This is a genomic window from Spirosoma areae (assembly GCF_054781775.1).
In genome coordinates this window covers 16943-35808 of record NZ_BAAGTT010000012.1, presented here as the reverse complement: position 1 = coordinate 35808, position 18866 = coordinate 16943, and the positions used below count along the sequence as shown (strand labels likewise).

The window sequence follows — 18866 nt, the reverse complement described above, 5'->3', positions numbered from 1 at the left end:
TTCGGCCGAGTGCCCGTTTTTGCGTAAATTGACACTACCACAGCGGGAGCAGGTGTATTGTTTAACTTCGCTTATCATCGGGCTAAGATAAGTCATCAGCGGCTATCTTACCACTACCAATAACTGAACAAGGGTTGTTAATCAGGGCGGACTATCAAACTCAGGTGTGTAGCCTCGTTGATATCAATCTAGTTAGGTTAATGTTACTCCGCAAGTGCTGCCGGGCCGAAATTAACACTTATCTACTATAGTTGTATTATATATAACAAAATAATATTATAAAGGCCGACTTACTCCAACGTTGATTAAAAATAAATGTACAAATTCAACGATTCTCGGAAATGCGTATTTCCGAGACGTTGAAAAAATGTTTAGATTGCAATCATAACGTCAACCCATCAATGGCAAAACAATCGCTTCAGCTTACCCAGGGCAAGCATACCACTGAGGCTATCCAGGCCGGTGGGAGTGTGATTACCCTCACTCAGGTACTGAACTACTTTGCCGCCTGGCTGCCCAAACCCGGCAACTATCCCCGCATTGTCCGTCCCTACCTGGTCTTTTGTCTGACCAACAATTATTCCATTGACCGATTTAGCCTGAGTCTGTTTACGGCTGGCCTGCCCGCTAACCGGGTTTCCCCTTTACGAAAGTTTCTCCTGTTTCATCATACCCAGGGTATGCCTCATCTGGTGGCTGACCCGCCACCCGCTTCGACGACGATTCCAGCGGCCAACGAGTTGATCCTGGGATTTCTGCGGGATACGACTACCTTGCGGGGTGACGAGTCGAAAGATACCTATACCAAATCCCTCAATGCTTTCTTTGGCTACTTGGCTAATGAGCAGTTAAGGGGTAGGCCAGCCCCCTTTACTGGACAGACAGTGGGACACTACGTCGAGTGGCTCAAAAAAGAAGGGTTATCCGCTTTTACGGTCAATATTCGGCTTTCCGCCATCAAGCAATTAGCGGCCTGGGTGATCAAGAACCGAACCCAAGTGGGCTTGTCGGCCGACCAAGTCGATGCTCTGCGGGATGTAGCGGCTGTACGGGGACTTACTACCGAACGCAAGTTTTATAAAGACAGCCTGGCGCGGGCTGAACGCGACGAATTGCTCCAGGCGATTGATGATCCTATGGATCGGGCTATCGTGGCCTTACTCGTTATTGAGGGACTTCGGACCGTCGAAGTGACCCGGCTTAAGATCGGCGACATCGATTTTGAGCGCAACCAACTCTGGGTAAAAGGGAAAGGAAAACATACTAAGAAAGACATCAACCTATTCAGCACCTGTGCCCAGGCTTTGGAGGCTTATCTACAGGCAGAGCGGTACTGGCCACTCTCAATTCATCCGGGAAAAGAACTATTTCCTGATTTAAAAACGTATCAGATCCGATATCGGGTGGATAAATACCTTAAGCAATTAGTTTTGAAAAGGCCCCGACTCTCGGCCCATAGCCTTCGACATACGACGGGGCAATTATTGATAAAGGCCGGGGTAGAACCAGTACATGTGCAGCGGCATCTGCGCCATGAATTATTTGAAACGACTCAGTTTTACATTAAAAAACAAACCGAACAAGATTACTACGTAAAACTAACTACTTCTTTTTCAGAGCAATAATTACTGAATTTAGCTCTTCAATTAATCAATGTTACATTACTACTTATGTACTTTGTTACATTATTACTTACTTACTTTGAGACTTTGTTACTTATATACTTTGTTATTTATTAGCTTCCTTGTTAGTCTACTAATGCAAGTTCCACATACGGGCTGCATATCACTTTCTGTTACGTAGGCTATTTACACAATAGTTTATATACATTTTTTGTAATACCTTATTATTTTACAGAAAATGTATTATATTTACTGTATAATTTAACAGAGAAATACGGATGCTGGTTACCTTTGCTAATGAGTACTTAGAAAAACTATACCATCAGCAGAAGGTCCCTGGCAAACCCAAGTATGATCAATCGGTGATCGATGTGTACATTCGGCGCGTCGATCAATTCATTGCGGCCGACAACTCCAACGAACTGCGCGGGCTCAAAAGCCTGCACTTTGAAGCACTCAAGGGAGATAAACAAGGGTTATACTCGGTTCGGGTCAACCGGCAGTATCGGATTGAGTTTCGCCTAACTTACGATCAGGTCGAACACATTGAAGTGGTGTACATTGAGGACTTATCAAATCACTATCGCTAATGATGCACAAAGCTATTGACCACGACGGTCAGGAATTAACCTCAGCCAAACCAACCCATCCGGGTGTCGTGTTGGCCGAAGAGTTAGAAGAACGGGAAATCATTCCCTCTGCTTTTGCCCTTGAGTTGGGCACCTATCCCAATGCGATTACCGAGGTTATTAAAGGAAACCGGAATATATCGGCGGCTTTGGCCCTGAAACTGGAAAAGGCATTGGGTATTTCAGCAGGCTACTGGATGCGGTTGCAGGCTAATTATGAGCTAAACATGGAGCGGCAAAAACAAGCGTCTATCGCTTGACTGTAAGCTACTGACAACATCATTTCGTTAATAAAGCATTGACCTTTCGCACGGTATTCATGGCAGCCCCGGTCTGACGGGCAACTTCTCGCAGACTTGTGGATTGTTTAAGCAATTCAGTTATTTGCTGAGTCGGGTAGTTCTGCCGTTTCGTACAAAATCCGTCACTTTACAAAGATTGGCGGATATAGGGATCATATGGCTATTTTGACGAATCGCGGTAATCAGTTGACTTATAAAACGTTAGGATTTTCCTGTACACAAGTTTATTGGCCAAATTGAACACCTGATAGGAAATAAATAAGCCTTAGACAAGCACAGTGTATATTTACAATCTATTGACTACTAAGAAGTTATGGAGAGATGACGGTTTTTGTACGAAACGGCAAAACTACCCAACTGTGTTAGCTACCCCTAAGAAGAAATCATCAACGAACGGCTAAAGCGGTAGCCAGCATTTCACGTGAACGGGGATACCCCATTATTCCTGCCTATCATCCTGACTGGGTTTGTCAATCTGATTTTTCCTTGTAACGGGTAGATGCTGCACAACCATCGCCATTAATGACAGAAAATCGATTTTAAGGCCCATGGTGGCAATTTCCCAAACTACCGATAAGGTTGGATTTTTTAGGCCCCGCTCGATCTTTGAAATATAGGTTCGATCTAAACCGCACCGATCAGCAAGTTCCTCTTGTGTAACTCCTTTTTTTATCCGCTCTTGTTTGATCGCTTTCCCTAATGCGATTGAAATAGAACCTGCCTTTACCATAAGCGGCAAAGTTCGTGGGCTGATCGCGCTAAAAAAAGTGCTGTAGACTACATTTTGATTATTCAATTGACCGTATGTACAAAGCGGCTTTACCAAAATTAATACGGTCCGTATACGTCTCCAACTCACGATCAATGAGCTTGTTATCATAGGGGACGGGGCGGGTTATGTATTTGGTATCAATAAATATAATATTCAGCCGCTCATTAATGAGTTGTTCCGTACTGCGCTCATCAGTACGTTGGGTATGCTTTAGCATATGCTCATTTGCCGTTCCCGTCTTTATCTCCTCCGCATCCTCAAAAAATCGGAATGAGCAATACCAGTATCGGTAATAATGATGATAATTCGATACACATAATTGAAATTGATCGGGTGCCTGCCGAATAGCGCGTAGTAAACTATCAATATTCTGTAGTTTCTGTTGTTGGCCAGGGGTCAACTCATCCAGAAAAGATCGAGCATACAGATTGTCCCGTCGCTCCTTCAAAATATCATGAGCCAACTCGGGTTTAATACCCCGGTCAATCTTGTATTTATGTTTATTGTAAAAGGTAAGGGAGATGGCGGGCCGCTCGAAATTAATAAGTTTTAAGTTTTTGAAGGGTTTTCCAGGTCGGTAATAGGGTCTGAATAATTCCATCTGCTCAGCGGGTACAAAATAGTACTCCAAATCCGACTCTTGGGGTAAAGCATTGACCTGATGAGTAATTGGCTGTAAATCAGTCGAACAGGACTTTAGTAATACCCGAATCGCTGGTAGTGGAAGTAGATCAGATAATTTTGCTTTAGCCATGCTGCAAATGTTTAGCAAAATGGGGGGTCCTATTTCCCTGCAAGGTAAATAGTTATATCTAATTTTCGATTTTTTTCCCTTTTATATAGTCAATATTAGCGTTTGATTTTTTTGACGTTTATCAATAGTATTTTTGATTGATTTAATAGGCTCATAACCTACTAACTATTAGCAAGTTAGAGAGAGAAAAACAAGGTTTAGTCGGTCAAAAGGTGAGGTTTAGTCGGTCAGGCTCTTCTCAAAAAGTGAGGTTTGGCCGGGACAAAAGTGAGGTTTAGTCGGTTGAAAAGTGAGGTTTAGTCGGTGTATTGGACAAAGGTGAGGTTTGGCCGGAGTAAAGGTGAGGTTTAGTCGGTGCCCTCCAGTAACCACTGATACCGTGTATTTTTTGTGACTTATTGACACATTTTTCCAGTTATATCCCTGAAATCAGGCTGTATATCCTCTAATTTCACGCTTTAAACATGAATTGAAGCAGAGGAGATGCGCTAAAAGTGAGGTTTGATCGGTTGAAAAGTGAGGTTTGGTCGGTGCTTTTGTACTCAAAAGTAAGGTTTGGTCGGTTAGTTTTTTGATGAAAAGTAAATTTGATACGACCAAATTTACTTTTCATCTTTTTCTTTTCAATCTTTGTATATAGACTCCGCATCTATATGAAGAATGCAGATTTTCAGCCTCAGCAACTATCGCTTTTCAACCGGTATCCGACTAACTATCAGTCGAATCTGTTTACAGAGTCGCGTCAGGAGTTTACTGAATTAGAAAAGAAGATTGTTACATTACTGGTTAACCAACTGGGGAATATGGCCGTGCAGGGGCAGGTACAGCCTAATGTAAACGTGGTTGTTACCATACCGTACAGTGAACGGCCTTCTTCTTCCAACGGGGCAGATTTACACGCTAAGTAACTAAAGACTTAGTTTTGAATGTGACCGTCTAAATATTCTGGCAAATTTGCTTTGATTCTTTCGGTAAATTTGCTTATATTAATACCTCATACGCTTGTATATGAACTACTCAAATCATTCCCTTCTCCTCGAACTTATTCAGGAAGCATTTGCTACTCATGTTTTAGATCAATTTGGGGATCTGATGAAGGAGGCTTATTTACTGGATGACTGGCTAACTGACGAGGGTTATTTAGTGAATGGAATTACGCGAGATGGCCTTATTTATGAGGTCGAAGGTCAAGGTCGTACGTTGTATGGATGGGAGTCACTAAGCGCGTCAACATTAGACAATGTATTAGGCTTGTTACAGGAAGAGGCTTTTGTTTAAGATTGGTTTATGGTTTTAATCGGACACAGGAGTTCAGCTTGGCCATCTTCTTCGTATAGTTATAGACGGTGCCGTAAGCAACACCCGTTTGTTTACTAATTTGATTCATGGAAATGCCTTGCTGATAAAGGTTGGCAATGAGTTGCTGCTTGCTTGAGTCTAATCGTGGCCGGGAAATCTGTTTGCCCTGCGCCTTGGCCCGAGCCATGCCCGCTCGTACTCGCTGACTGATGAGCGAACTCTCGAACTGTGCCAGTGAGGCCATCACATGGAAAATCAATTCGCCCGTCGGCGTGGTCGTGTCGATATTCTCCTGGTAGGAGATGAAGTCAACCCCCAGACTCTGGAACTCTTTCAAGGCATTAACCAGTGCCTGCGTTGAACGGGCAAAGCGATCATATCTCCAGACCAACACCACATCGATCTGCCGTTTGCGGGCAGTCCCAATCATAGCCCGATACTGCGTCCGCTCCTCAGTAGTTCCCGAGGCCGTATCAACGTATTCAGCCGCTATAACGAAACCGCGCCGGTCGGCATACTCTCGTAACGGCCGGAGCTGCGTTTCGGGGTCTTGTCCTTTGTCGATGGTGGACACGCGGGCGTATAGAGCTATCCGTTTGGGTTGGTCTGACAGTTTTTTGTCCATGCTGACTTATCAAAAAGGAACTCCTTTACAAAGCTAACTTTTCGCCCCTAAAATCGGCCTGTGTGCGCTAAAAACGAGGACCGATTTGGACACCCTTTTTGATAACCCGGACAATGCCACTCGACCGCTCCGGCGGCCCGGTTTTTATCTGTTCCCGAACGGACCCGCTATGAGTCCGTCCCGTCCATCATTCTGGAAGCGGATCTTCGCCAACATTTTTACCTGACTCATGCCGACCGATTAGTCGTCCTTACTTTGCGGGGAGAGACCAATCGGTTAGCCGTTGCCTTGCAAATTGGCCTACTGCGACTGATGGGCGTTTTACCCGATAACTGGTGGAACCAGCTACCCCTCGATGTGGTGGAGTTCGTCGCCAGGCAACTCCGCACTGAAGCTGTCCATATGGCAGACTATGGCCATCGCCAACAAACGCGCAGCGATCACCTTACGCTGATACTCAAACACCTGGGTTTTCGCCGATGGGAGCCGTTGGATGTGACCTGGTTAGAACCCTGGCTGCTGGAACGGGCTTTGGAGCATGATGGAGAGCGGGTGTTGCTGGCCATGACGGTTCAGAAGCTGCATCAGCAACGCCTGGTGCGCCCGGCGATCCTCGTACTGGAGCGGCTGGTGGGCAGCATCAGTGAACAGGCTCATCTGGAGACGTACCGGCGGCTAAGTCCGCTGCTGACCGATGAACTGAAGGCCCGCCTGGATGGGTTGCTGACGCCGGACAAGGATCTGACTATTACCCGGCACCGGTGGCTAGTTCAGGCGGCAACCGGCAGTAATCCGGCGGCTATTCGCACGGTGCTGGATAAATTGAAATACCTTCGGGAATTTGGTGTACCCACCTGGAGGGGTGATTCGATGGCTGCCAATCGCCAAAAACGGCTGAGTATGATTGCCCGGCATCGGTCTAACCGCCATCTGGAACGTCTTCCGGCCCATAAACGCTATCCCATCCTAGTGGCTTTTCTGCGCGAAAGCCTGCTTACCCTGACCGATGAGGTATTGGCCATGTTTGATGCCTTCTGGGAATACAATGGCAACGGCCAACCGTCTGGCCAAAGTCCGCCGTGAGTATGAACAGTACCAGCAGGAGGTTGCTGCGGCTAAAGACACCGCTCTGCAAACCCTGGGTGGAGCGGTAAAAGTCGTGCTGGATGAAGCCGGAACGCCTGCTGATCAGGTGCGGCCGGCGATCTATCAAACCATTCCCCGCGATAAACTCCTGCTGGCCTGGCAGGCCGTTGAAGCCTTGTTACATCCCACTCGCCACTCAAAACTAAGCTTTCTGGCTAAACGCTATGGCTTTTTCAAACAGTTCACCCCGTACCTGCTGGGGCAGATCGTCTTCCAACATGGTTTTACGGGTGACGATTTCGACAAAGCCCTCGACCTGGTCATTGAGTTACAACAGGGTAGCCGACGTAAATTACCGCCCACCCCACCCAGTAACTTTATCAAGCCCCTCTGGCGCAAGTTTGCCTATAACACGGAAACAGGCTGGGACCGTGCTGGTTATGAACTGAGTGTGCTGGCCACGTTGCGGGACCGACTTCGTTCAGGAGATGTGTTTGTGGAGCCCTCTTACGAATATGGCAATCTGAATAGTTATCTGATGCCACCGACTGAATGGGCGCTTCGCCGGGAAGAACTGTGTCGGCAACTCAATCTTCTACCGGTACCAATCGACCGACTCAACCAACGCATCACCGAATTGGAAACGCTATTAGCCCCCATGCAGAAGCTATTGGAAGCCGGTGGCGATCTGCGTTTGGAAGACGGCCATCTGGTATTGACCCGGTTAACGGCCGAAGAAGTCTCGCCTGCCGCCAAAACCCTGCAAGAGGAGATCAATCGGCGTATGCCTGCGGTTGACTTGACCGATATTCTGGTCGAGGTGGACAACTGGGTGGGTTTTACCCACTACTTGCCGGGTCTGGAACATGCCGCCCGTGGTGAGGATCACCCTACTCGCCTGTTGGCAACCCTTTTGGCGCTGGGTTGCAACATCCCCTTATCCGACATGGCCCGCTCATCGGGTTTAGCCTATCAGAGCCTTTGGTGGACGGGAGCCAATTATTTGAGGGAAGAAACGCTACGAGCGGCTAACAATATACTGGTCAATGAGCAACATCGCCAGTGGTTAGCCTCCTACTGGGGAGACGGGACGTTTTCTTCCTCCGACGGTCAGCGATTCCCCGTCAGCGGAAAAATCCGCAACGCCCATGCGCTGCCCAATTACTTTGGGCCGGGCAAAGGCGTTACCCAGCAGAACCACACCGCCGATCAGTACGCTCAATATGGCACCAAGGTCGTACCAGCCACTCTGCGGGATGCCACCGTCGTTCTGGACGAAATTATTGGTAATCAAACGGACTTACGTATTACCGAACACACCACTGACACGGCTGGTTACACCGATATTATCTTTGCGTTGTTCGATCTGCTGGGACTTTTGTTCTCGCCCCGCCTACGGGATATCGCCGATCAGCGGCTATGCAAAATCAAAGGCAAGGACTGGACTTACCCAGGGTTGAAGTTCACGGGAACTATCAATCCCGATTACATTGAACGGCACTGGGATGAGTTACTGCGGTTGGCCGGGTCGGTTCAATCGGGTGAGGTAGCAGCCTCATTATTCATCCGCAAGCTTCAGGCCTATCCTCGTCAAAACAACCTGACCTATGTGCTACAGGCCTATGGCCAGCTTATCAAAACGATTTTTATTCTGCGTTATCTCCAGAGTAAACCGTTGCGTCGGCGTATTCATGGCCAGTTGAACAAAGGGGAAGAACTGAACGGTCTTCGGGCCTGGTTGTGGTTCGGCTCCGATGGGGTGATCCGGCGCAAACAGCACGAGCAGCAGATGGAATCAAGCTGGAGTCTTACTATTGTAGCGAATTGCGTTGTGTTATGGAACACGGTGTATATGCAGGAAGTGCTGCGGCAGTTGAAGTCGGAAGGTTATCCAGTTGATGAAACGCATTTCGAGCACTTATCTCCCTGCCGCTTTGAACACATCAACCGATTGGGGAAATATAGCTTCGAAAGTAGTTCTGCGTTTGATCGTGGAAACCGGCGACCTTTACGTCGTCCCGACAAAGAATAACTAAACCCTTAGTTGCTTAGCGTGTAAATCTGCCCCGTTGGAAGAAGAAGGCCAGATTGGCCAATAGGATGCTGGATATGTGACAGTTGCAATATATATAACAAAAGTATAATATAGCGGTTTGTTGCAGTATTCACCTACCGCCCATGATTGATACCTTAAACCGCATTCCACCCCAAAATATCTATCTGGTCAATCCTACTAGACGGAAGCGACTGCCATTTTACGAGTCGTTGGTTCCAGCCGGATTTGCCTCTCCCGCCGAGAATTACATCCGAGAAAAGCTGAGTTTAGATGAGTTGTGCGTTGCCCATCCCGACTGTACGTACTTTGTCAAGGCAGTAGGAGAAAGTATGATTGGGGACTACATCTATCCCGGTTCAATTCTGGTCGTGGATTCGGTCAAGATGGTATTTTCGGGGAGCGTGGTTGTGGCCTGGGTTAATGGCGAATGTTGCGTAAAACGGTTTGTTCGCAAAGGACACATGATTATGCTCGAATCCAGCAACGAGAACTATCCACCCATCTACGTCCACTTGGGCAAGGATCAGTTTCGGGTATTAGGTGTAGTCACGTTTATCGGGTAAACTGTATAAGTAGTACAACACTTTCGTTTGAAATCATAACTATCTGTAAGTAAGGAATTTATAGAGATATTTTTTACAACCTGTGTATCTGAATTTTCTATAAAGTTTAGTAGGTTTTAAAAACTCGATAACTGATGAAAGTGAGTGAATCGGAGCGCCAAAGCGATTTGATTCCGCTAACGACAAGATGAAACGTTTTTAAGGGCTGTAAATGCAAAATTGCTAGGCAGCCTTTCCTTTTCATTCAATCGACCGTTTTCACGAACAGAAACTACTATAACTTCTTGATATAAAGACATTTATACCGTAAACTATCTTCGTAGGTGAAAGTATTGTACCACTTATGCAGAATACCCGGAGGATGGGTCGTTTATCCTCCTGTAAGCTGAACGGGGTATTTCTTCCTTACGGGCGGATTTATACGATAAGCAACTACATATTTGGGTATAAGTTGATTATCAGCATTTTAACTTAATATCTAACAAGTAGGATTACCATAATGAGTTAAAGTTAGAACTAAATATTTAAGTATCCTATTTTATTATTTTGGATACGGGAAATTTCCCCTTGATTGTTTACAGTAAGTAACAGAGATTTACCAGTTACAAATAATGCAATCTTGAAGATTGTATTAATTTCAATGTGTAATGAATAAACTCCTCTTTATTTTAGCTTTTATAGCACTGGGAAGTGCTTCAAAGAGGAGCATAATATCTGTAAAGAAGCTTATAAAGCAGCCTTTTTCTGAACAGTTGAGCAGGAATATTACTGAATCGGAGGAACCGTTCACTGTTGGGTTCGCTCTGAATAGTAGTCAACTTTCGCAAAAGGGGCGAAAAGTTATTAAGCTTGCCGCTGCCACAATAGCTAATCAAGGTGCTACACGAGTGCTGGTTGTGGGGCACACTGATCAAATAGGAAGTCCAGAATACAATCTAAGGCTCTCCAGACGCCGGACAGAGACAGTTATACAAAGATTACAATATGAAGGCGTAAGTCCAACAATACTGAGTGCCGATTGGAAGGGCGAATTTGACCCCAAAGTACCCGGTGGAGAAGACAGCGTAGAACCTCAAAACCGACGCGTAGTAATTCAAGTCTTTTTTTAACCAATCCATACACTTAGTTAGTGACTTGAACAGTTCGCCCTAATCTTTGGAAATCTTACTATCCGGTTTTCAGACATTCCTCACAATACATTTAGGTAACTTCAATGAATGCGGCACGTTTAATTTCGTTTTTCCTGTGCACTTTGGTGCTCCTACTCTTCACTGATAACTGCCTAGCTCAGGTGCCGTCAGTTGGAACTATTCCAGGACAATTCAATGTATCTTCCGGCGGTACTGCGGAGTATACAATACCGATACAGGTTGCTCTAGGGACAGCCGGAACAGCACCCAAGCTGTCAATAACCTATAGTAGTAATGCTTCAACAAATATATTAGGAGCTGGTTGGTCGCTCAATGGTATATCTGCAATTACACGCGGACCGAAGTCCCTTTACACCGATGGTATTGTTGATGGGATTCGCTTCACCGATTCAGATGCACTCTATCTCGATGGTGTCAGGTTAATCGAAGTAGCAGTAACAGGCATAGGTAATGATAGACAAACTGAGTATCGAAAAGAAACAGATGACTTGTCAAGGATCATTAAATACGGTGCCACACTAACGAATGCGCGATTTATTGTGCAAACAAAAGGGGGTGTTACGCTTCACTTTGATGGTTCAAACGGAAGTATAATAAGTTTAGACGGCACGCCTATTTTATGGGTAGTGAGCCGTATCGTTGATACACCGGGTAATTTCATGGAGTTCCTTTATCTCCAAAATCAACAAGGGGATTACTCCGTCTCATCCATTCGATATACTGGTCACGAGGTGCGAGATGAAAACGGGAATCTTGTTCCTTCTTCTTCTCGAAAACCTTATGCCTCGGTAGACTTCGATTACGACAATATTTCCAGACCTACTGATACGTACATATCGGGGCGACTTATCCGTAGAACTTTTCGTCTTAGAAGCATTGCTTCGCGCGTTGCAACAGCTCCCAGCGAAGGCCCCTCTACAAATTGGCCTCTCGTAACCCGGTATCAGTTTGACTACGAAGACCGGAATACTAACAACCGCTTCGTGCTGATTCGGGTACGACAGTTTGGGGATGATGGAAGCGAGCTGCAACCAACACAATTCGCCTACTCCCAGCCCCAGACAGGATGGAAAGAAGCTAACTTTCAACTTCCTATCGCCGTTTTGGCGGGAGAAGAAAAGTTCAGTCGTGGCTACCGCTTCGCACATTTAAGAAGTGGGGGAACGGCCACTGTAGACTTATTATTCGCAGCATTGGTTGAAGGCAAATTAGAATCATTTGCCTTTCAGAATCAGGGAGGTAACTGGGTACCCAAGGATATTTATAAGCCTCCATTTGCTTTTGTGTCTGGGGATGGTGCTGATTTAGGTGCTATTGTTATCGACCTCAATGGAGACGGCAGATCCGATTTGCTTCAAAGCTATCAGGCTTCAGGCCAAGCCCCTACCCATAACGCTTATATCGTCACGGATGACGGTTGGAAGCCAGTAACTGGGTATAATCTTCCATTCATAGCCAATGTCAACGGAAAGCACAGAGGTAAGTATATTTTCGCGCCATTTTCAGGTACAGGCCGTCTGGATCTCCTATATGAGGTTGATGGTGTACGCGGCTTCCTAATTAATACCGGTGCGCAATGGCAAAACGATCCTATGCATATTCCTCCGGTTGCCTTGACTGATGCCGCTCAAGCTATTGATGTAAACTGCGATGGAAGTCTGGAGTTAGTTGCGCCGGTGGGCAATAGCTGGCAAACGTACCAGTACTCGGTTGGGGGCTGGACTCGAATGCCTACGCAATTTGAACTTCCTCTACCAGGGAACCTACCAGACGCGGCAATAGCGCAGTTAGATCTAAACGCCGACGGCCGTTTAGATATTATAGCAGCCTCTGCTCAGTCCAATGTTAGAAAAGCTTTGGTTGCGAGTTCCACAGGGTGGAAAGAAGATACATTATTGTTACCGACCTTTGATCTGGTGGACCAGCTCGGGACGGATATGGGTGCTGTTCTGGTGGACGTTAATGCTGATAGCAAGCTGGATGTGATTGCTAACCGAGTTGACTCAAATGGTCAGGTAGTACGCTTTGCATTCTCACAGTCTTCTACCGGGTGGTCAGACCTTGGAGCTGCTTTTTTTGTGCCAACTCTGCTTGAGAAGAGGCAAAATATACCGGAAATGCACGCGCTCGTAGGTGACATAGATGGAGATGGCCTCAAAGATATCGCAACCCCATCAGGTGCACGTAATCAATTTGGTAAGGTCTTTGCAGGTAAACCTAGCGGGTTTGAGGAAAAGCCTGAATTCGTTCCACCTGTGGCCTTTACAAGAAAGGATCAACAGGATTGGGGTGTACGGTTTGTCGATTTAAATGCGGATGGATTACCTGATGTTATTTTCAAACGTGAGACTACTAAGGAAGGAACAACCACCCAGCTTGCCGGAGCATATATCAACACAGGCAATGGCTGGAGTCCAACTTCAGGCTTCATACCTCCTCAACCAATTGCTGCTGACTGGATTACAGGAAATCCGATGCAACTCGTTGATGTTGATGGAGACGGATTCATCGATATGCTGTACAGTTATCGAAAATCAGATGGGTCTTTATTAAGAGGGTATTATCGGAATAGCGCAGTGCCGGATGGGTCACGTAAATGGATTGAGCAGCCCAATTCAAGCCTGATGCCGCCGACGCTGTATCCCTTTGCTATTGAGAAAGAAGGCGATCAGGGAGTGCAACTGATTGATTTGAACAGTGACGGCCGAGTTGATATAGTCACCTGCAAGATTAACGCAAAGAATCCGCAGAACCCGACACCTATTGAGAATTGCACAATAGTTAGTGGACAGCAACAGTGTAGTTTGAACCGTACACTCTTCTCAGGAACTGCATTTCTGAATGATGGCACGAGTTGGAAGGAAACTCCGTCTTACACTTCTCCTCTACCATTTATTGCCAAACCCGAGCGTACGACAGAGCCCACGAAACATTTATTCGTCCAAATTATTGACGTTGACGGTGATCGCCTACCGGACCTAGTTGCCCGCTTTAAACACCCACATAATGAAACCAAGGAAGTAAACGAAGTATGGCTGAATACCGGAGGGGGATGGCGATTATCGATTATACAAACACCCGTATCCCTGGACGAGCCATTAAGGAACGACCGTGCTTCCAGTCATTGGCTGGATGTTAACGGTGATGGTTTGGGAGACCTTTTGTATACCGAGAGAAAGGGCAGTATAAACCATTCCAAGACTTGGCTCTCAAGCGGCAACGGATTTGTGCCTTCAGACGCATGGCGAGTTCCAATTGAGGTACTCGCTGATCAACCTCGCGATCAAGGGTTCGTATTCTCTGACATTAATGGTGATGGGCTATCAGATCTCATTTACTCTCGTCTTACAGTAAATGGCCAGCATGAGCGGGGCGCATTTGTAAATAATGGGAGTACCTGGGTTTCTGTTGATGCTACTGCGGTTGAAAAAGTACCTGCATTTATAAATTCCGAAGGCCATGATCAGGGGGTAAGGTTAGTTGATGTAGATGGAAATGGACTTCCCGATATCATAAAGGCATATAATTCTTCAAATGGTGGCGTTGCAGAACGATTAGCACTACTCAATACCGGACGACGTTCTGAAGTTCTTCAAGAGGTACTGCCAGGCTACAATGCAAAGACAAAAATTATATATCAGACACTGCTGGAAGTACTGCCATCGAATGGTGTAGGTGGTAATGCTGGGAAAACCCCCTGGCCCCGTGTGTATTACCCTGCTCCACTAATTAGCCAGTACCCTGTATTGACGCCTGTGCCAACAGCTTACGTAGTCAGCCAAACTGTTTCGGAATTACCTGGGCATGAGTCACGACAATATTTCAGATATGGAGACTTTCGACTACATGCTACAGCTCTACAGCCTCTGGGATATGGATGGCGGGAAGTTTATAATGAAGAATCAGGCATCGTTACGCGGACTGAATATGCCCGTGATATTGAGATGGCGGGAAAGCCAGTGCGTGAAGCCAGTTGCTGGGTTCGCTTCTCAGAAAATCCCAATGCTCCGAAAGTCCCGGAGAATCTTTGTCCTTCCGGGCCAGTAACCCTTGCTTGGATAAACAAACTGAATGAGACGGCAAATTCGTGGAAAAGTATTGATTTTGCGCCTAACATTAATTCTTCAGCAGCCAAACTAAAACAGGTTATACTCGAATCGACTACTACAGAGACTTGGGAACTAGATAAGCAGTTAGTAGCCCGTGAGACTACAAAACTTACATATGATGCTCCTCAAGCGTATCTGAGTCGTAGGCTTAACGTTGTTTCTACACTGGTTACTAGGCTTGATGGTACGCGCAATGAAACGGTGAATGAATATGAACAGGAAGATCCAGAGCGTTGGTTATTAGGGCGTTTGACCAAATCAACTGTTACTAAAACAGGTGATCCGGATGTGGGCAACCCAGGAACTTTTAAGAAGGAACAAAGAATTACTGCTTTTACTTATGATGCCACTACCGGGCTACTTATGTCATCTACCATTGAACCGGGGAATCTTAAAGCAGTAACAACAACTTACGAGCGCGATAAGTATGGCAATATAGTAAAAACAACCCTCTCAGCAACAGGGGAGCAATCGCGTTCCTCAATTAGCGCCTATGATAATTTAGGCCGCTTCGTTACGGAAGAAACCAATGCGTTAGACCACAAAACAATTTACAGACGAAGCGCAAAAACAGGACTTCTTAACGCCATAATAGATCCAAATAATCTTCAGACGACTTACACCAACGACAGTTTTGGCCGGGCAAGCTCGGAGACTGGCCCTTCTGGGGTTACCACTACAATTAAGCGATTAAACAGCACGGATATTGGTAATGAGGCCACTGTAGGGCTACCTGTGGCATATGCCGAACAAGAATCAGTTGGCTCATTACCATCCGTAATACGATTATACGATGCATGGGGTAGACTCTTGCGAACAGTCTCTCAAGGTTTCACGCTAAACTCAAGTCAAAAACGGTGGATACATACTGACCGATCCTATAATAAAACCGGACAGTTAGAAAAAGAGTCTCTGCCCTATGAGCGTGGTAAGCAGCCGCTCTGGCACAGGATGACCTACGATGTACTCGGTCGAGTCACTTTAGTTACAAAACCTGACGATAGTAACATAAGAACCAAATATACAGGTAGAGCAGTAGGAGGTCGCTTTGTCGCCACCTTTGACGCTAAGGGACGTCGCACACTTACGGAGCTCAACACACGGGCAATCCCGGTGGAAATCACTGATGAACAAGCAGGCCGAGTAACTTATACCTACGATGCGGGAGATCGCCTTGAGGTAATGAAAGGCCCAACGGGTGCTATCACCCGTACAGAGTATGATGCCTTCGGGCAACGTGCCAAAGTCTCTGATCCAGACATGGGAGTCTGGTCGTATCAGTATGATGCCTTTGGGCAGTTGATTGAGCAGAAAGATGCAAAGAAGCAGGTTACGACGCTGGAGTACGATGTATTGGGGCGAATAAAACGTAAAGCTCTGGGTGATGGTACAACCCTTGAATGGGATTATGATGGATCGACCAAAGGCAAGGGAAAATTAGAACGCATTCGGGATGCCAACCGATATGAACAGACATTTTTCTACGACCAGTTTGGCAGGACGCATCGGTTTGCGGTTACTATTGACAACGAGACATTTACGACAACTACTGAATTGGATGAATACGGGCGGCCCCGCAAAATGCAGTATCCTGCACCACCAGGGAAAGCCCCTTTTATCACAGAGAATGTTTACGACTCAAAAGGTTTTCTTGTGCGTGTTCAGAGTGACGGTGGGATACAGCTTTACTGGCAGGCACTTGATATTGATGAGATTGGTAGGGTTGTCAAAGAAGACTATGGCAATGGCGTTGAGACAGTGACCACCTATAACAAAAATACAGGAGAGTTAGTAGGCACTCGGGCAGGGAAGGTAGGAGGAACCACTATCCTCGATCTAAAATTAGAATATGATGCCGTCGGAAGTCTGCTTAAGCGACAAGAATTGGTGCAGAATATTACCGAGACTTTTACCTATGATCCACTTGATCGACTTAAAAGTGCTACAAGGTTAGGAAGCGCGATGGTGGGATACGAATATGATGCAGCCGGACGCTTTAAAAAGAGGGCAGGATCAATTGAATATATCTATCAATCAAATGCGCCAGGGGGTGCTTGGCAACCGTATCATGCCGTTTTAGAAACAAAAAATGGACCTGTTACAAGAACCTACGACTACGATTCCAATGGAAATCGTAAATCAGGAAATGGACGCGCTATTAACTATACCCCTGATAACTTGGTGTGGAAGATCAGTAATGATGATTCCCATTGGATTCAATTTGATTACGGTCCGTCAGGAGATAGGTACCGTCAATTAGCAAGAGACGGAGAACAGCTTCAAAAAATAATATACGTCGGTCCATTTGAGCAAGTGCGAACATATGAGGTTAGCGATCTTACTCAGCCCCTAACAACGCAGTTGAATTACTACTTGGTTAATGGCGATGGAGTTTTCGCGATAGTCGAGAGAACATTTGATAATGAAAATATAGTAGTTACTGCAGGTTCGTCTACCTCAGTAGGATCAAGTGCCGGAAGTTCTACGAGTACTTGGTACCTGCATAAAGACCAACTTGGTTCCGTATTAAGAGTTACAAACGAGGTAGCAGTGGTGGCTGTACGGTACTGGTACGATCCATGGGGCCAGCAGATCGGGATAAAAGTGTTACCGGCTGGTGAGAAATTTGGCGGGCGTTGGCGGCAAGGTTTTACCAGCCATGAGCAGCTCTTAACGATGGGGCTGGTTCACATGAACGGGCGCATTTATGATTTTGAAACCGGTATGTTTTTATCGGCAGATCCTGTTGATCTGGTCACTGGATACACGCAAACGATTGGCAGGTTTGCGTACGCACTGAATAATCCGCTAAAGTACACGGACCCTACAGGTTATTGGAGTTGGAAGCGTGCTCTGAAGGGAGCCGTTGTGGGTTTCATTACGGGAGGTCCAGCAGGTGCAATCGCCGGGGCAGCAATCGCCGGCAACGATAAGACGTATAAATTTGTCAAGGAAAACTGGCGTGAAATGGCAATAGTTGCAGTTGCTGTAGTCGTAACCGTAGCTACGGCAGGAGCAGGTGCAGGAATAAGCGGTGCAATACTCACCGGAATGGCTACTGGCGCTGCTTCAGGAGCTACCAGAGCGGCTCTGTATGGAGGAGATATAGGCGATATCTTTGAAGAAACAATTAAAGGTGGAGTCATTGGGGGGATATCGGGAGCAGCGTTTTACGGTGTTGGAACTGCGTTTAGCGGAGAAGTAGGATCTATAGGCACCCCTGACTCATTTGGATCTATAGCAGCTCATGGTGTGGTTGGTGGTGGAGTGAGCGGACTGGAGGGGGGGAATTTCTGGACTGGATTTGCCTCAGGGGCAATTACTAAAGCAAGCAGCGTTTATGGTCCTCAAACGAGTAATTTAGGAGTAAATGTAGTCCGCGCAGCAGTAGTAGGTGGAACAATAGCAGAAATCTCGGGAGGTAAATTCGCCAATGGAGCTATTATTGGTGCTTATTCGTACGCCCTTAATGATGCTATGCATCCGACTGAAAAAGTAGTGTTGCGGGAGGAAGAAGCAATGGCAACACACGCAGACGACGCGATAGAACCATCATACCTTATAGAAGATGCCATATCGGTAATATCTGGAGTAGGTGCACTAGCGCGGGGTGTAGTGGGAGCTGCCAAGGTGGGAACATCAGCCATTAAAGGGTTTACACGGCATGCCCCTAACCAAGCTATAACAAGAGGGTTCAGAACAGCCGATATTGTAAAGATAGTAAAAGAGGGAACTCCGGTTCAGGCAATGGGTAGGTATGGACCGCAAACTCGGTATACATTAGGAGGAAACACCGTAGTTCTAAATGCACAAGGCAAGGTTGTTACAGTATTTAGTAACGCATCGGGTACAAGGAATGGCTTAGGTAAAGGGAATTTTAAGCCATTCAAATAGTCTT

12 protein-coding genes and 1 pseudogene are annotated in these 18866 nt (G+C 46.3%); 10 read left to right on the top strand and 3 right to left on the bottom strand.

The features are described from left to right. Positions 1–401: 401 nt before the first annotated feature. From ACYVI1_RS05740 to ACYVI1_RS05730, 3 genes are all read left to right on the top strand, one after another. Complete coding sequence (locus ACYVI1_RS05740; RefSeq protein ID WP_460907693.1) at positions 402–1625, top strand: tyrosine-type recombinase/integrase; 1224 nt, start codon at positions 402–404, stop codon at positions 1623–1625. A gap of 275 nt (positions 1626–1900) precedes the next feature. Further along, a complete protein-coding gene (locus ACYVI1_RS05735) occupies positions 1901–2212 on the top strand; it encodes a type II toxin-antitoxin system RelE/ParE family toxin (protein ID WP_460907691.1) in 312 nt (103 codons plus the stop codon). Continuing rightward, a complete protein-coding gene (locus ACYVI1_RS05730; RefSeq protein WP_460907689.1) occupies positions 2212–2511 on the top strand; it encodes a HigA family addiction module antitoxin in 300 nt (99 codons plus the stop codon). The genes ACYVI1_RS05735 and ACYVI1_RS05730 overlap by 1 nt, the downstream gene beginning before the upstream one ends. A gap of 481 nt (positions 2512–2992) precedes the next feature. Here the strand turns inward: ACYVI1_RS05730 and ACYVI1_RS05725 are convergent, their stop codons facing one another. Continuing rightward, positions 2993–3349 (bottom strand): helix-turn-helix domain-containing protein, encoded by a 357-nt coding sequence (locus tag ACYVI1_RS05725; protein WP_460907687.1) that lies wholly within the window; start codon positions 3347–3349, stop codon positions 2993–2995. Beyond that, entirely contained in the window at positions 3342–4079 is a 738-nt protein-coding gene (locus ACYVI1_RS05720) for a hypothetical protein (protein ID WP_460907685.1), read from the bottom strand. Before ACYVI1_RS05720 ends, ACYVI1_RS05725 begins: the two co-directional genes overlap by 8 nt. A 653-nt stretch (positions 4080–4732) precedes the next feature. Here ACYVI1_RS05720 and ACYVI1_RS05715 point away from each other — a divergent pair. Next, entirely contained in the window at positions 4733–4987 is a 255-nt protein-coding gene (locus tag ACYVI1_RS05715; RefSeq protein ID WP_460907683.1) for a hypothetical protein, read from the top strand. A 100-nt stretch (positions 4988–5087) separates the two neighbouring features. Next, complete coding sequence (locus ACYVI1_RS05710) at positions 5088–5357, top strand: hypothetical protein (protein WP_460907680.1); 270 nt, start codon at positions 5088–5090, stop codon at positions 5355–5357. Between the two features lie 7 nt (positions 5358–5364). Here the strand turns inward: ACYVI1_RS05710 and ACYVI1_RS05705 are convergent, their stop codons facing one another. Beyond that, positions 5365–6003, bottom strand: a complete 639-nt coding sequence (locus ACYVI1_RS05705; RefSeq protein ID WP_460907678.1) for a recombinase family protein — start codon at positions 6001–6003, stop codon at positions 5365–5367. 85 nt (positions 6004–6088) lie between these two features. Between ACYVI1_RS05705 and ACYVI1_RS05700 the strand changes: the two genes are divergently transcribed. The 5 genes and pseudogenes from ACYVI1_RS05700 to ACYVI1_RS05680 all read left to right on the top strand — a co-directional run bounded on the left by ACYVI1_RS05700 (position 6089) and on the right by ACYVI1_RS05680 (position 18862). After that, complete coding sequence (locus ACYVI1_RS05700; protein ID WP_460907676.1) at positions 6089–6229, top strand: hypothetical protein; 141 nt, start codon at positions 6089–6091, stop codon at positions 6227–6229. Further along, a pseudogene (locus tag ACYVI1_RS05695) lies at positions 6190–9121 on the top strand (Tn3 family transposase). Before ACYVI1_RS05700 ends, ACYVI1_RS05695 begins: the two are co-directional and overlap by 40 nt. A gap of 146 nt (positions 9122–9267) precedes the next feature. Continuing rightward, positions 9268–9708, top strand: coding sequence for a LexA family protein (locus ACYVI1_RS05690; RefSeq protein ID WP_460907674.1), 441 nt, complete (start codon positions 9268–9270; stop codon positions 9706–9708). 647 nt (positions 9709–10355) lie between these two features. Beyond that, on the top strand, positions 10356–10817 hold the full coding sequence (locus ACYVI1_RS05685) for an OmpA family protein (protein ID WP_460907672.1): 462 nt from the start codon (positions 10356–10358) through the stop codon (positions 10815–10817). A 104-nt stretch (positions 10818–10921) separates the two neighbouring features. After that, the gene (locus tag ACYVI1_RS05680; RefSeq protein WP_460907670.1) at positions 10922–18862 is read left to right on the top strand and encodes an RHS repeat-associated core domain-containing protein; all 7941 of its coding nucleotides are present in this window, start codon (positions 10922–10924) and stop codon (positions 18860–18862) included. Positions 18863–18866: the final 4 nt, after the last annotated feature.

What these genes read in the sequence shown, in the direction of transcription:
- ACYVI1_RS05740 (WP_460907693.1), top strand. Translation starts at nt 402, where the DNA reads ATGGCAAAACAATCGCTTCAGCTTACCCAGGGCAAGCATACCACTGAG.
- ACYVI1_RS05735 (WP_460907691.1), top strand. Translation starts at nt 1,901, where the DNA reads ATGCTGGTTACCTTTGCTAATGAGTACTTAGAAAAACTATACCATCAG.
- ACYVI1_RS05730 (WP_460907689.1), top strand. Translation starts at nt 2,212, where the DNA reads ATGATGCACAAAGCTATTGACCACGACGGTCAGGAATTAACCTCAGCC.
- ACYVI1_RS05720 (WP_460907685.1), bottom strand. Translation starts at nt 4,079, where the DNA reads ATGGCTAAAGCAAAATTATCTGATCTACTTCCACTACCAGCGATTCGG.
- ACYVI1_RS05715 (WP_460907683.1), top strand. Translation starts at nt 4,733, where the DNA reads ATGAAGAATGCAGATTTTCAGCCTCAGCAACTATCGCTTTTCAACCGG.
- ACYVI1_RS05710 (WP_460907680.1), top strand. Translation starts at nt 5,088, where the DNA reads ATGAACTACTCAAATCATTCCCTTCTCCTCGAACTTATTCAGGAAGCA.
- ACYVI1_RS05705 (WP_460907678.1), bottom strand. Translation starts at nt 6,003, where the DNA reads ATGGACAAAAAACTGTCAGACCAACCCAAACGGATAGCTCTATACGCC.
- ACYVI1_RS05690 (WP_460907674.1), top strand. Translation starts at nt 9,268, where the DNA reads ATGATTGATACCTTAAACCGCATTCCACCCCAAAATATCTATCTGGTC.
- ACYVI1_RS05685 (WP_460907672.1), top strand. Translation starts at nt 10,356, where the DNA reads ATGAATAAACTCCTCTTTATTTTAGCTTTTATAGCACTGGGAAGTGCT.
- ACYVI1_RS05680 (WP_460907670.1), top strand. Translation starts at nt 10,922, where the DNA reads ATGAATGCGGCACGTTTAATTTCGTTTTTCCTGTGCACTTTGGTGCTC.